Source organism: Pseudocoprococcus catus (assembly GCF_019734885.1).
GTDB lineage: Bacteria > Bacillota > Clostridia > Lachnospirales > Lachnospiraceae > Coprococcus_A > Coprococcus_A catus.
In genome coordinates this window covers 407102-421556 of sequence record NZ_JAAXCM010000020.1, presented here as the reverse complement: position 1 = coordinate 421556, position 14455 = coordinate 407102, and the positions used below count along the sequence as shown (strand labels likewise).

Annotated in this window: 12 protein-coding genes and 1 other RNA gene; 1 reads left to right on the top strand and 12 read right to left on the bottom strand. The window is 42.2% G+C overall.

Going from position 1 to position 14455, the window contains the following annotated elements:
* Window positions 1-107: 107 nt before the first annotated feature.
* Window positions 108-458, bottom strand: a transfer-messenger RNA (tmRNA) gene (gene ssrA / locus HED67_RS03955).
* Between the two features lie 189 nt (window positions 459-647).
* On the opposite strand from ssrA, the gene HED67_RS03950 reads away from it, so the two are divergent.
* Complete coding sequence (locus HED67_RS03950) at window positions 648-2171, top strand: YcxB family protein (protein WP_221717581.1); 1524 nt, start codon at window positions 648-650, stop codon at window positions 2169-2171.
* A 113-nt stretch (window positions 2172-2284) separates the two neighbouring features.
* On the opposite strand, the gene HED67_RS03945 is transcribed toward HED67_RS03950, so the two are convergent.
* The 11 genes from HED67_RS03945 to nifS form a co-directional block, all read right to left on the bottom strand.
* Window positions 2285-3142: a M15 family metallopeptidase gene (locus tag HED67_RS03945; protein WP_215632658.1), complete on the bottom strand. Its 858-nt coding sequence runs from the start codon at window positions 3140-3142 to the stop codon at window positions 2285-2287.
* Between the two features lie 114 nt (window positions 3143-3256).
* The gene (smpB, locus tag HED67_RS03940; protein ID WP_015514175.1) at window positions 3257-3721 is read right to left on the bottom strand and encodes an SsrA-binding protein SmpB; all 465 of its coding nucleotides are present in this window, start codon (window positions 3719-3721) and stop codon (window positions 3257-3259) included.
* Window positions 3721-5886 (bottom strand): ribonuclease R, encoded by a 2166-nt coding sequence (gene rnr, locus HED67_RS03935; protein ID WP_221717580.1) that lies wholly within the window; start codon window positions 5884-5886, stop codon window positions 3721-3723. The genes smpB and rnr overlap by 1 nt, the downstream gene beginning before the upstream one ends.
* 224 nt (window positions 5887-6110) lie before the next feature.
* Window positions 6111-6362 carry a preprotein translocase subunit SecG gene (gene secG, locus HED67_RS03930; protein WP_015514173.1) on the bottom strand — a complete coding sequence of 84 codons (252 nt, stop codon included), beginning with the start codon at window positions 6360-6362 and terminating at the stop codon, window positions 6111-6113.
* A gap of 64 nt (window positions 6363-6426) precedes the next feature.
* Window positions 6427-7968, bottom strand: a complete 1542-nt coding sequence (gene gpmI, locus HED67_RS03925; protein ID WP_221717579.1) for a 2,3-bisphosphoglycerate-independent phosphoglycerate mutase — start codon at window positions 7966-7968, stop codon at window positions 6427-6429.
* Window positions 7969-8043: 75 nt separating this feature from the next.
* Window positions 8044-8796, bottom strand: coding sequence for a triose-phosphate isomerase (gene tpiA, locus HED67_RS03920; protein WP_178440502.1), 753 nt, complete (start codon window positions 8794-8796; stop codon window positions 8044-8046).
* A 51-nt stretch (window positions 8797-8847) separates the two neighbouring features.
* Window positions 8848-10041 carry a phosphoglycerate kinase gene (locus HED67_RS03915; protein ID WP_015514170.1) on the bottom strand — a complete coding sequence of 398 codons (1194 nt, stop codon included), beginning with the start codon at window positions 10039-10041 and terminating at the stop codon, window positions 8848-8850.
* 114 nt (window positions 10042-10155) lie between these two features.
* A complete protein-coding gene (gene gap / locus HED67_RS03910) occupies window positions 10156-11175 on the bottom strand; it encodes a type I glyceraldehyde-3-phosphate dehydrogenase (protein WP_015514169.1) in 1020 nt (339 codons plus the stop codon).
* Between the two features lie 278 nt (window positions 11176-11453).
* Entirely contained in the window at window positions 11454-12560 is a 1107-nt protein-coding gene (gene mnmA, locus HED67_RS03905; RefSeq protein WP_221717578.1) for a tRNA 2-thiouridine(34) synthase MnmA, read from the bottom strand.
* A gap of 89 nt (window positions 12561-12649) precedes the next feature.
* Window positions 12650-13087: a Fe-S cluster assembly scaffold protein NifU gene (nifU, locus tag HED67_RS03900; RefSeq protein ID WP_178440498.1), complete on the bottom strand. Its 438-nt coding sequence runs from the start codon at window positions 13085-13087 to the stop codon at window positions 12650-12652.
* The gene (gene nifS, locus HED67_RS03895) at window positions 13087-14277 is read right to left on the bottom strand and encodes a cysteine desulfurase NifS (protein ID WP_215632662.1); all 1191 of its coding nucleotides are present in this window, start codon (window positions 14275-14277) and stop codon (window positions 13087-13089) included. Before nifS ends, nifU begins: the two co-directional genes overlap by 1 nt.
* Window positions 14278-14455 lie beyond the last annotated feature (178 nt).

The window sequence follows — 14455 nt, the reverse complement described above, 5'->3', positions numbered from 1 at the left end:
TGTAAGCATATCAAAAAAAGCAGAAGATATCTAATCCTTTTAGAATAAATATCTTCTGCTTTAAGTTAATGACATTGTGTAAATACGCGATTTACAGAGGTTTAGGTCGATGGACCTGCGGGGAGTCGAACCCCGGTCCGAAGACATCTCCATCCAAGCATCTCCCATCACAGTCATTATACATTCATTCCCTCTGCCATATGCCTAATGACAGGCCTACAGCATCAGTAGCTTCATAAATTTTCCAAAGCCGCAAAGCTTAGGCTCTGGAGGTCCTCACCTTATTCGATGCCGGTGACCGGAATGGTGAGCAGTCCCGGGCCGACAAGCGCCTAATTAGGCAGCTAAAGCTAACTTATCGTCTGCTTTTATATTTAGGTTCCAGCTTTTAACGCAGTTCCGGAGTCTGCGGATGGCTTCTCAAACTTTAACATCCCCGTCGAAACCAGTACAAGCCCTTATGATGATTGATTTATAATAATCACTCACCAGAACATGTGCGGTATGCAAACGAATTGATAAAGCATATTTTATTATATCAGATTTCATTTTAAAGTCAATGGGTTAATCACATTTAATTAGAATGCTTTTTTTCGCTAACTATGATAGAATTATTAATAATTCATACTTAAGGGAGACATTTTATAATGCATACGAGTAAAAGTACTTTAAAAAGCCGTTTTTTCCCCAAACTTTTTAGTATTCCTTTAATCTGCTGGACTATATTCTTTTTAGTTGTAATGCTGATTCCTGATGACCCCGGCGAAGAACCTCTCACCTGGCTTGACTTTTTTGAAGCAACTCTGTTTTTTACGGTTATATGGTTTATCATTTCTTTTATGATTGCCTTTATCGTCAATAAAATCAGAAAGCCGGTTCCAGACACGCCTATGCCAACCGCCCAGACGAATATAGAAAGGAGTGCTAATGATAAATGTTTATACACATGCGAAACTGTCATGAATGTCGATGAATACAAGAAAATGGTTCATTATTTTCCGCAGACATATTGGGCATTTGTCATGAGGGGAACCATATTAAATATAATATTTACCTTAATTATTGCCAATATATCCACCCTTCCTTATATCGCACTCATCTTTTTTGTTATATGCCAGATATTTATCATGATATTATATAAAAAAAGATTAGAACATTATGCCGAAAAGGCATATAATTCTTTGCAAAAAAGGGAAGTCTCAGACACGGAATTTCATATATACTTTTATGATAATTATTTAATCAGGCGAAGCACTCATCAGACAAAAGAAGTCTATTACAGCATTATTGAAACCTGTATAGAAACTGACACTCATTTTTACATAAAATTCGGTCAGAGAAATGTTATCCTTATTCCTAAAGCTGTATGTGATGCAAGTCTGATTGATTTTATACGAAAGAAGTTTTCAAACTCAGGAAAATACATGAATGCTAATCCAGACAGCATGGATATGAAACAATACCGTCATACTTATTTTATTAAAGCAGGCATGATCCTATTGTTTATCTTAACCCTTTTCAGCTTGTTTGCTGCTTCATGGTCAGTGACTTTAGTAGATACAATTCATCCTCAGCATGGATTGAACGCCGTCAAAAATACCTGGGTTTTCTGGTGCTGGCTGCCAATTCCAATTTTGTCAATTGTTCTCGGCTTTAAATATAACCATGCCGGTTTTAAATGCACAAAAAACATCGTAGCCGGATTTATAATTGGAATTTTATTAGCAGTTTATGGCTCATTTTGTTTATTTCCAACCTTTTCTGAGGATTACAGGCAAATTTATGCCTATGAACCATACATCGATGCCGATCTTCCTGAAAATGGAGAATTGGATATCCAGGACTGGGGGACATTTTTTGATGATGACAAAACCGACTACGTTATCGCGAATGCCTATTATGACGGGGAAGATGTTGACACCCTTGTGGACAGCATTGAAACCAGTAAAAACTGGATTTTAAGCACTCAGATCAAATCTGAACTGAAAATATTACTACCGTCACAATTCCACGCCGGCAATCAGATTTACTATTCCGTCTATAACAAGACGACAAATGAGTACAATCAAATACCGGATAAAACCGGTGAATATGATATATACGCCATGTATTATGATGTGGCTAATAACCTGCTGTCCATACATACCTTCACGTATTCCTATATTAACTAAATAATCTGTACCCTTAAATTTTAAAAGGGATATCAGCTGAATTGATTCACACTTATGTTGAATTATTCATCTGATATCCCTTGATATTTCATCTAATATCTCTACAGCCTTTATCAATTGTTCTGACTCAGATATTCCTCCAGACAAATGCCCTGATCATGTATCACCTTTGCTGCCTCTTTGCCCACATAACGATAATGATCATTCTCAGCTTCAGCGCCCGTTACAGATTCCTTGCCGGATGGGTAACGCAGGATAAACCCATACTTGTAAGCATTGCTATTCATCCATTCCAACACGCTGTCCGTATCCTGATCATAATCATCATCGCCGGCAATATCAATCGCCAGACCGGTTTCATGTTCACTCGTCCCAGGCTTTGCAATCACCTGCTCTGCCTTACTTGAAGCTTCTTCTGATGAATAGCCCTCGTCTTCATAATTCTGGATCACATCATCCATCAATGTCTGCTGATCTTCCCTCGTTCTGTATGCATCGCTGACAATCGGATAAATATCCTCTGATCTGGCTGCATCAAACATTTCCTGCAGATCTGAGAGGATACGTGTATCAACCGACTGACCATTTCGCAATTCTGTCAGATCAACACTATAGTCATCAGCAAGCGGGTGCGTACTGTTCACCAGAAGCAAACGCCAATCCGAGCTTGTCGTCGTGTTGTCGGCTGTACTGCCCGAAGTCTGATCGGAGGTATCAGCTGCCGTGTCTGACGATGCGTCATTGCTTTGTGAAACATCACTGTCAGCAGTCTCCGGTGCGTCACCGGAAGTCATCATACTCTCCGAAGGCCCGCAGCCATTATTGCCCAGTGGATCTGTACAAAGTACGACCAGAAAAATCACAACCAGAAACAAAGCCGCTACCGACAAAACCACCTGCCCAACTGTATGGCTTCCTTTATTATAAAATTTTGTATTTCTCTCGGAATAACGTGTTCTTCTTTTTCGCATCTATCACAGCCCCTTTATATTCTCTATTATAACAAAAGCCGTGCATCAAAACTTTGACTAAACTCTAAAAGTTTTATAAACTTTCTTTTAAAGCCTATCCCGGATCTCTATCTATCAGCGCAAACGAATCTTCATTTCACGCTCGGCTTCTCTTCTTTGATCCTTCTTTGCAATATCTTCACGCTTGTCATAAAGCTTTTTGCCTCGCGCCAGACCAATCTGGACTTTCACCAGACTATCCTTAAAATACACCTGTAATGGCATAATGGTGTAACCCTTCTGCGAAACCTGCCCAAGAAGCTTCGTAATCTCGCGCTTGTGCAGCAGCAGCTTTCTTGTACGCAGCGGATCTTTATTGAAAATATTGCCCTTCTCATATGGCGCAATATGCATATGTTCAATATAAATCTCACCATGATCTGCATGGATAAAAGATTCCTTAATACTGCATTTCCCCATACGCAGGGATTTCACTTCTGTGCCATGCAAAACAATGCCCGCTTCATATTTATCTTCAATAAAATAATCATGATACGCCTTTTTATTGTTGGCAATCAGTTTTGTACCTTTTCCAGCCATTACATTGCCCCCTCTGCAAAAATATTATCATCCAGCATAAAATTCACAGCTTTTGCCAGAAAATCTACATCTTTGACGATAATACTGACATGCTCTCCCAGTTTGAAGCTGCGTCCGGTATCTTCTCCTGTCAATGTGTAAGTATTCTCATCAAAAATATAATAATCATCATCCATATCCTGAAGTCTAACCAGGCCTTCACAGGTATTTGGCAGTTCCACATACATGCCCCAATTGGTGATACCCGAGACAACTCCCTCATATCGCTGTCCAATACGCTTTGACATATATTCAGCCTTCTTCATTTTCTCAACTTCGCGTTCAGCTTCATCCGCCCTGCGCTCTGTACTACTTGTCTGAACAGCCACATCCGGCAGGATATGATGATAATGAGCCTGGCGCCTGTCATCCAACTGACCATGAAGATTCTCCTTGATGATCCGATGGATCAGAAGATCCGGATATCTTCGGATCGGTGACGTAAAATGGCAGTAATAGGAAACCGCAAGGCCAAAATGGCCGAAATTCTCTGTTGTATAACGGGCCTGCTTCATAGAGCGAAGCACCAGTCTTGAAATCATCGTCTCTTCCGGGGTTCCTTCAATCTTGCCAAGAAGTTTCTGGAATTCCATCGGATGAATGCTGTCCTGTCGGATATTCATATAATAACCATAATTCTTAATCAGAATCATCAAACGCTTAATCCGATCCGCATCCGGAGATTCATGGCTCCTATAAAGGAATGGCACTTCCTGCCAAAAGAAATCCTCCGCAATAGTCTCATTGGCCATCAGCATGAAATCCTCGATGATCTTTGTTGCCGGATTTCTGTCATAAGGATGAATATCCACAGGAAAATCCCTATCATCCAGTTCAATCTTGGATTCAGGAAAATCAAAATCAATGCCGCCCCTCTCCTTACGCTTTTTACGAAGAAGATCCGACAATACTTTCATCTCCTTAAACATTTCTACAGCATCTGCATAGACGGCTGCTAATTCTTTGTCACCATCCAGTATACGACTGACCTGGTTATAAGACATACGATGATTCACTCTGATCACACTCTCCGTGATCTCATGGCCGATAATACCACCATTCTCATCTAACTCCATCAGACAGCTGAGTGCCAGCCTGTCCACACCTTCATTAAGCGAACAGATTCCATTAGAAAGGACATGAGGCAGCATCGGAATGACTTTATTGACCAGATAGACGCTGGTGCCTCTCTTCAGTGCTTCCTTGTCAAGAGACGAACCTTCTTTGACATAATGTGTCACATCCGCAATGTGTACACCCAGGAAATAATGACCATTCTTTACCTCAAGGGTAATAGCATCATCCAGGTCCTTGGCATCTTCACCATCAATTGTCACTGTCATCCGATCTCTCAGATCCCTGCGCTCTTCGGTCTCCTCCTGACTGACAGATTCAGGAATAGATAAAAGCTGTTCCTTCACATCCTCCGGGAATTCCGTCGGCAGATCAAAGGCTTTCACAACCGCCAGAATATCTGTCTTCGGATCATCCGCATGACCGATAATCTCTGTCACAATACCTTCCGGATTCTTATGATCATTGCCGTAATCTGTAATCTTAGCTACAACCCTGTGACCGTTGACCGCCCGCATGGTCTTCCCGCATGGAATAAAAATATCATTGCCAAGCTTCTGATTATCAGGGATTACAAAGCCATAATTTTTGTTCTTCTGGAAAATACCGGTTACCTCCGTGAAACCACGCTCAATGATCTGAAGCACCTTCCCTTCAGCCCTCTTGGCCGCTCTTGTACCATTCGCCGGGACAGCCGGTGCCACCAGCTGGATCAGAACTGTATCCCCATGAAAGGCACCCTTCGTCTCATCTGCCGGAATAAAAACATCCTGCTCCATCCCTTCAACAGTCACAAATCCAAAACCTCTCGTACTGCCGCAGAATTTTCCCGTCAACGTATCCGGCTCAGCCTTCTTGTATCGACCATTCTCTGTCAGCATCAGTTCACCACTGGCGATCAACTGATCAAGAAATTCCTTGAATTCTTCTTTTTCACGTTTCGGCACTGAGAATACCATACAAAACTCTTTGAACTTCATTGGCCGATAGTTCTTCTCTTCAACAAAATCCAGTACCATTTTTCTTCTTACATCAAAAATAACCTTATCCATTCTTGTCACCTCCTGTTTCTATTCTATCTTTCTCTATTGTCTGCATCGAAGCCATCCTTAAAGCCACTTCACGAAGCTTTCTATATACTTACATGACTTCTGCTTCATTCCTTCTATAAAGAACAAAAACACTCCCGAAGGAGTGTTTTCATTCATCCTGTTGTACATGCTCAATCTAAAGTCCTCTTCAGATTGAGAAAACTGCCTTCGGCAGTCTACCATTCCTAGTATCCCCAGCTCATGTTCATCACAAGAGATAATACAATAAAGATCGCTGCCAAAATAGCTGTTGATCTCTCAAGTAAAGCATCTTCTGTGTGCTTCTTACCATGGGTCGTGAAATATGTGTCGTTGCTTCTGCCTGTAATACCGCCAGACAGATCCGCACCCTGACCTTTTCCTTTAAATACTAAAAATACAAGTACTAAACATACAATGATATAGACCACTGTGGCTGCAATTCTGATACCGCTCATGCGTACACCTCCTGCATTCAATCTAAATCATTATAGCACAGGTTCCTACAGCATGTAAAGCATTTTATCGTTTGACAAGTAAAGAATGGCCGGTCATTTCTGCAGGTTTCTCTAATCCCATCATATCGATGAGTGTCGGTGCCAGATCTGCCAAACATCCGCCCTCTTTCAATGTGTAAGCCGGATCATAATTAATCAGGATAAACGGCACCGGATTGGTTGTATGGGCTGTGAAAGGCACCCCTGTTGTATAATCAACCAGCTGTTCACAGTTGCCATGGTCTGCACAAAGAATCATCTGGCCATTCACTTCTTTCAATGCCTCAACAGCACGGCCGACACATGTATCCACTGCTTCAACTGCCTTAATCGCTGCAGATTCAACACCGGTATGACCCACCATATCCGGATTAGCGAAATTGATAATGATCACGTCGTATTTATCTGATTTGATGGCTTCTACGAGTTTATCGCACACTTCGTAAGCGCTCATCTCAGGCTTCAGATCATAAGTCGCTACCTTTGGAGAATTCACAAGGATTCTGTCCTCTCCCGGATTTGGTGCTTCGACACCGCCGTTAAAGAAGAATGTCACATGTGCATATTTCTCTGTCTCAGCAATTCTTGCCTGCTTCAGTCCTTTAGAAGCCAGGAATTCACCAAATGTATTTTTGATTTCTACTTTGTTGAATGCCACTTCTTTATTCGGGATTGTTACATCATATTCTGTAAAACAGATATAGGTTACTTTTTTACGTTCGCCTCTGTCAAAACCATCAAATTCATCTGCGCAGAAAGCTCTTGTGATCTCACGGGCACGATCCGGTCTGAAATTGAAGAAGATAATGGAATCACCGTCATTGACTGTAGCCGTTGGCTTGCCGTCTCTCATAATGACAGTCGGTACAACAAATTCATCATAAACTTCCTGCTCATAGGATGCCTTAACCGCATCATATGGGCATTCTGCCTGTATGCCTTCACCAAAAGCGATGGCACGATAAGCTTTTTCTACACGGTCCCATCTGTTGTCACGGTCCATGGCATAGTAACGGCCCATAACAGAAGCAATCTGTCCAACACCCAGTTCCTGCATCTTCTCGTATAATTCTTTGATATAATCTGCACCTGATGCCGGCGGTGTATCACGGCCATCCAGGAAGCAGTGAACATAGACCTGCTCAAGTCCATGACGTTTTGCCAGCTCCAGCAACCCATACAGATGTGTATTATGGCTGTGGACACCACCGTCGGACAACAGACCATATAAGTGCAGTGCAGAATTGTTGGCTTTAACATTCTCAATGGCCTTTAATAAAGCCGGATTTTCAAAGAATGTACCATCCTGGATCTCTTTGGTAATTCTTGTAAGATCCTGATAAACAATACGTCCGGCGCCCATGTTCATATGTCCGACCTCAGAGTTGCCCATCTGACCTTCCGGAAGGCCAACGGACAATCCGCTGGCATTGCCCTTGACAAATGGATAGGTTGCCATTAAATCATCAATGACAGGTGTCTTTGCTTCATAAACAGCATTGGCATCTTTTTTGTCATTTAAACCAAAACCATCAAGAATCATTAAAACTGTAGGTTTTTTACTCATTTTCTCTCACTTTCTTCAAAAAAGGGCGCCGAATTATTCAAGACGCGCCCCAATTGATATTGTTATTGATAAAAATTATTTGTTGTAGTTAACAATCTTGCCGAAGTCCGGTTTCAGAGATGCACCGCCTACAAGGCCGCCGTCAATATCCGGTTTTGCGAAAAGTTCAGTTGCATTGCCCGCATTCACAGAACCGCCGTACTGGATACGGATAGCTTCTGCTGTTGCTTCATCATAGATTTCACGGATGCACTGACGAATTGCACCGCAAACTTCCTCAGCCTGATCTGCTGTTGCAGTTTCACCGGTTCCGATTGCCCAGATTGGCTCATAAGCAATAACTGCTGTCTTTGCCTGATCTGCTGTTACATTCTGAAATGCGATCTTGATCTGCATACGGATCCATTCGATGTAAATACCCTGTTTGCGCTGTGTCAGAGACTCGCCGCAGCAGACGATCGGTGTAATACCGTGTTCAAAAGCCTTGAGAACTTTACGATTGACAGTTTCATCTGTTTCAGCGAAGTATTCTCTTCTCTCAGAATGACCAAGTACAACATATTTCACACCGGCATCTGTCAGCATAGCAGGAGAAATCTCGCCTGTATAAGCGCCGGATTCTTCAAAATACATATTCTCAGCACCAATATTGACGTTGCTGCCTTTAGCTGCTTCCATACATGGAATGATATCGATAGCAGGTACGCAGAAAACAACATCCACGTCATCATTTGCTACAAGTGGTTTCAGTGTTTCTACAAGCGCCACTGCCTCACTTGGTGTTTTATTCATTTTCCAGTTGCCTGCAATAATCTTCTTACGCATGATATTACGATCCCTTCTATTTATGATAAATAATTGACTCATTATCCACTTAAATTATTTGTCTGTTGCTGCTGCAACGCCCGGAAGTTCTTTGCCTTCAAGGAATTCAAGAGATGCACCACCGCCTGTGGAGATATGTGTCATCTTGTCACCAAAACCAAGCTGGTTAACAGCAGCTGCTGAATCACCGCCACCGATGATCGTCACTGCATCTGTATCTGCAAGTGCCTGAGCAACTGCAACAGTACCAGCTGCAAAGTTAGGCATTTCGAATACGCCCATCGGTCCGTTCCATACAACTGTCTTCGCATCTTTGACAGCGTTGGCAAACAGTTCTCTTGTCTTCGGTCCGATATCAAGGCCCATCCAGCCGTCATCGATCTGGCCGGCATCGACTACTTTCACATTGGCATCATTAGAAAATGCATCAGCAGTTACTGTATCTACAGGAATAAGCATCTTCACGCCCTTATCAGCAGCTTTCTTGATCATATCGTTGGCATAATCAAGATAATCATCTTCACAAAGAGATGTACCGATCTTACCGCCCTGAGCCTTCATAAATGTATAAGCCATACCGCCGCCGATGATCAGAGTATCCACTTTGTCAAGCAGGTTGTTGATAACAGAAATCTTGCTGGATACCTTGGAACCGCCAAGAATAGCAACAAAAGGTCTTGCAGGGTTATTGACTGCATTGCCAAGGAAATCGATTTCCTTCTGCATCAAATAGCCAACAGCTGCTGTCTTCACATACTGAGTGACACCGACGTTGGAGCAATGTGCTCTGTGAGCTGTACCGAAAGCATCATCCACATAAACATCGCAAAGGCTTGCCAGTTCTTTGCTGAAGGCTTCCCCATTCTTTGTCTCTTCAATTCTGTAACGTGTGTTCTCAAGAAGAACAACATCGCCATCTTTCATGGCAGCTACAGCAGCTTTTGCATTTGGACCAACGACCTCAGGATCTGCAGCAAATTTTACGTCCTGACCAAGAAGTTCGCTTAAACGAACAGCAACAGGTGCCAGAGAAAGTTCAGGCTTTGCTTCGCCCTTTGGCTTACCAAGATGTGAGCAAAGGATAACTTTGCCGCCGTCAGCGATGAGTTTCTTGATTGTCGGCAGGGATGCTACCAGTCTGTTCTCATCTGTAATCTTTCCATCCTGTAAAGGAACATTAAAATCGCATCTTACTAAGACTCTCTGGCCTTTAACATTAATATCATCAACAGAAACTTTATTCAGCATATTATTATCTCCTTTTGTCTGACTATATTTAAGCGCCCTTTAAGTGCAAAAACGGGTCCGGTCCAATGAGACCGGACCCGCCAAGGATCTTATTTATTTATTCTGATTTCAAAATTAAGCCAATTCAGCAAAATATTTGATTGTTCTAACCATCTGGCTTGTGTAGGAGTTTTCATTATCATACCATGAAACAACCTGCACCTGATATAAATCATCGCCAATCGGAGAAACCATTGTCTGTGTAGAATCAAATAAAGAACCATATGTGATACCTACAATATCAGAAGATACGATCTGATCTTCGTTGTAACCAAAGGAATCACTTTCAGCAGCCTTCATAGCAGCGTTGATACCGTCAACTGTTACATCACTGCCTTTAACTACAGCTGTAAGGATTGTTGTAGAACCTGTAGGAACCGGTACACGCTGAGCGGAACCGATCAGTTTGCCCTTTAATTCAGGAATAACAAGACCGATTGCTTTAGCAGCACCTGTTGAGTTAGGAACAATGTTGACAGCACCTGCTCTTGCTCTTCTTAAATCACCTTTTCTGTGTGGTCCGTCAAGAATCATCTGGTCACCTGTGTAAGCATGGATTGTAGACATGATACCACTCTGGATTGGAGCATAATCATTCAGAGCCTTTGCCATAGGTGCAAGGCAGTTTGTTGTACAGGATGCAGCAGAGATGATCTTGTCATCAGCTGTAAGTGTCTTCTCGTTAACGCTATATACGATTGTAGGAAGATCATTGCCTGCTGGTGCAGAAATAACAACTTTCTTAGCGCCTGCTTTGATATGTGCTTCAGCTTTTGCTTTGGATGTATAGAAACCTGTACACTCAAGAACAACATCTACATCCAGGTCACCCCATGGTAAGTTGGAAGCATCTGCTTCTTTGTAGATTGTGATCTGTTTGCCGTCAACAACGATAGATGCATTGTCTTCGCCAACAGTTACTGTATGTCCGGCATATCTGCCCTGAGATGAATCATATTTTAAAAGATGTGCAAGCATCTTAGGATCTGTTAAATCATTAATTGCTACTACTTCATAACCTTCTGCTGCAAACATCTGTCTGAATGCAAGACGACCAATACGACCAAATCCATTAATTGCTACTTTAACTGCCATGATAATTCCTCCTGATATTGTATATCATTTTATTTTGCTGAAAGCTTTAAGAATTTTCTTACCACTTTCGCTCTGTTCCTATTGTATCGAACTTTCATGTTTTTTTCAAGTACAAAAAACACTTTATTAATTTTTTAACAATCTTTATATTTTATACCAGTTTGCCTACTTATTTTCATGATTTTTTATAAAACAAGCAGCCTTTGTTTTTATATCTGTACATTATTTGCAAAAAAAAATAAAATATTCAACCAGTTATGTCCATATTTGACAACGTTTTAACTCTCGCAGTCAAATTCGGTCACCGCTTCCTCAATGATACCGCCGCCTGCTACAAAGTCACCATCGTATAAAACAACCGCCTGTCCCGGTGTAATCGCCCTCTGAGGCTCATCAAAATACACATAAAGCCTTCCATCCGGCAGCTGTTTCCCAATACAAGGGGCTGCTTTGTGTGCATAACGGATCTTGGCGGTCAAACGTACCGGTTCATCCAGAGATGCACGGGACATAAGATTCACGTGAGATGCATAGAGCCCCCTCTTAAACAGCTCATCATTCTCACCAATAATCACCTTATTCTCATTCTGGTCAATTTCGGTCACAAAAACAGGATGTCCCATAGCAAGATTCAGACCTTTTCTCTGTCCAATAGTATAAGCACCGATTCCTTTGTGGCGTCCAAGTACTTTGCCGTTTTTGTCAACGAAATTTCCTTCAGGAAGTTTTCTTCCTGTGTATTCTTCGATAAATGCCTGATAATTGCCATCTGAGACAAAGCAGATATCCTGACTATCCAGTTTGTTGGCCACAGCCAGTCCGATCTCCTCAGCGATCCGACGAACTTCAGACTTGTCATAATCCCCCACCGGCATCAATGTATGTGCCAGCTGATGCTGATTCAGATTATACAGCGCATATGTCTGATCTTTTCTGTCAAAAGCCGCTTTTTCAATCGCATATCTGCCATTTGGAAGGTGTACAACTCTGGCATAATGTCCCGTTGCAATATAATCTGCTCCCAATGCCAGTGCTTTTTCAAGCAAGGCTTCCCACTTCACATAACGATTGCAGACAATACACGGATTTGGTGTACGTCCCTTCTCATATTCAGAAACAAAATTATCGATGACCTTTTCTCTGAACACTTCTCTGAAATTCATAACATAATACGGAATACCGATTCGTTCTGCTACTCTTCTGGCATCGTCAACTGCAGATAATCCGCAGCAGCCGCCGTTTTCTTCAACAATCTCATCATCCTCTTCCTGCCAGATCTGCATGGTAACGCCGATCACATCATAGCCCTGCTGTTTGAGCAGCCAGGCTGCCACTGAAGAATCCACGCCACCGGACATACCTATTACAACCTTTTTCGATGCCATATGCATCCTCCTTTTTCCTGTGGTATAACAAAAGGACTGCTGCGTTATGTCAGATCCTGCAACAGTCCTCCTTTCAATTCAATCGGAGATTAATAATCTTCTTCCTCTTCCTCTTCACTGATATCATTCTTAGGCTTCTGAAGGCCTTCAATCTTGATACCGTTCTTCTCTGCATAATCCCACAGAGCGGCATGGATTGCCTCCTCAGCAAGAAGTGAACAGTGTACCTTTACAGGCGGCAGGCCATCAAGTGCTTCCATAACAGCCTTGTTTGTTACTTCAAGGGCTTCATATATTGTCTTGCCCTTTACAAGCTCTGTTGCCATACTGCTTGTTGCAACAGCTGCACCGCAGCCGAATGTCTTGAACTTAACGTCTCTGATCACCTGGTTATCATCAATATCAAAATATATCCTCATGATATCACCGCATTTGGCATTGCCAACTGTGCCGACACCACTTGCATTCTCAATCTCTCCAACATTACGAGGATGCTGGAAATGATCCATAACTTTCTCGCTGTACATTATTTATTTCCTCCTGTTTTCTTGATGAAATCTTCGTATAATGGTGACATAGAACGAAGACGTGCAACGATCTTCTCAATCTCATCTACAACACTATCAATTTCTTCCTGTGTATTATCATAACCCAGAGTCAGTCTCAGAGAACCATGTGCAATCTCATGAGGCAGACCGATTGCCAGAAGGACATGGGACGGATCCAGAGAACCTGATGTACAGGCGGAACCACTGGATGCACAAATATGCGCCATATCCAGCATGATCAGCATAGATTCACCTTCTACAAACTGGAAACTGAAGTTAACATTATTCGGCAATCTGCGTGTTCTGTCTCCGTTCAGACGTGCATAAGGAATTCTCTTATAAATAGCATCAATCATGCGGTCTCTCAGTTCAATTTCCTTAGCTGTACGTTCAGCCATGTCTGCAACAGCCATCTCAACAGCTTTGCCAAGGCCTACAATACCCGGAACATTCTCTGTACCGGCACGGCGTTTACGCTCCTGAGCACCGCCGTGAATAAATGAGCGGATCTTCACACCCTTGCGGATATAAAGGAATCCAATCCCCTTCGGTCCATTAATCTTGTGACCACTGATGCTGAGCATATCAATATGCATCTTGTCTACATCAATAGGCACCTGACAATATGCCTGTACAGCATCTGTATGAAATAAAACACCATGCTCTTTCGCAATAGCACCAATCTCTTCAATCGGCTGGATTGTACCGATCTCATTGTTGGCAAACATAACAGAAATCAGGATCGTATCCGGACGGATAGCTGCTTTCAGCTGATCCAGTTTGATCACACCGTTCTCATCGACATCAATATAAGTGATCTCATATCCTCTGGATGCAAGATAATCGCATGTATGAAGAATAGCATGATGCTCAATCTTAGATGTGATAATATGCTTGCCCTTGGAAGCATATGCTTCTGCTGTCGCAACAAGTGCCCAGTTGTCTGATTCACTGCCGCCAGCTGTAAAATATATATTCTCGGACGTCGTCCCTATGGACGTCGCCATAACCTCACGTGCATGTGCAATAGCAGCTTTTGTCTCTGAACCTAAGCTGTAGATACTGGATGGATTACCATACTTCTCTGTAAAATAAGGCAGCATCGCTTCAACGACCTCAGGTCTTGCTGCAGTTGTCGCTGCATGATCCAGATAAACTAAATGATCCATTTGCTCATCTCCTTCAATTATTCAAATTTTATCATTGGCGGCATATCTTATACATATGCAATGAAATTGTCTATGTTAATATGTCCCTTATTTTTATGAAAACTTGCCTTTTTATATTAACATTTCATAACATATTCGTCAAGACTTTTTCATACTATTTTGGTAGGAAAATTGGCAC

Bases quoted from the DNA above. Each gene is read 5' to 3' on its own strand.
- HED67_RS03950 (WP_221717581.1), top strand. From the start codon at position 648: ATGCATACGAGTAAAAGTACTTTAAAAAGCCGTTTTTTCCCCAAACTT.
- HED67_RS03945 (WP_215632658.1), bottom strand. From the start codon at position 3,142: ATGCGAAAAAGAAGAACACGTTATTCCGAGAGAAATACAAAATTTTAT.
- smpB (WP_015514175.1), bottom strand. From the start codon at position 3,721: ATGGCTGGAAAAGGTACAAAACTGATTGCCAACAATAAAAAGGCGTAT.
- rnr (WP_221717580.1), bottom strand. From the start codon at position 5,886: ATGGATAAGGTTATTTTTGATGTAAGAAGAAAAATGGTACTGGATTTT.
- secG (WP_015514173.1), bottom strand. From the start codon at position 6,362: ATGAGCGGTATCAGAATTGCAGCCACAGTGGTCTATATCATTGTATGT.
- gpmI (WP_221717579.1), bottom strand. From the start codon at position 7,968: ATGAGTAAAAAACCTACAGTTTTAATGATTCTTGATGGTTTTGGTTTA.
- HED67_RS03915 (WP_015514170.1), bottom strand. From the start codon at position 10,041: ATGCTGAATAAAGTTTCTGTTGATGATATTAATGTTAAAGGCCAGAGA.
- gap (WP_015514169.1), bottom strand. From the start codon at position 11,175: ATGGCAGTTAAAGTAGCAATTAATGGATTTGGTCGTATTGGTCGTCTT.
- mnmA (WP_221717578.1), bottom strand. From the start codon at position 12,560: ATGGCATCGAAAAAGGTTGTAATAGGTATGTCCGGTGGCGTGGATTCT.
- nifU (WP_178440498.1), bottom strand. From the start codon at position 13,087: ATGTACAGCGAGAAAGTTATGGATCATTTCCAGCATCCTCGTAATGTT.
- nifS (WP_215632662.1), bottom strand. From the start codon at position 14,277: ATGGATCATTTAGTTTATCTGGATCATGCAGCGACAACTGCAGCAAGA.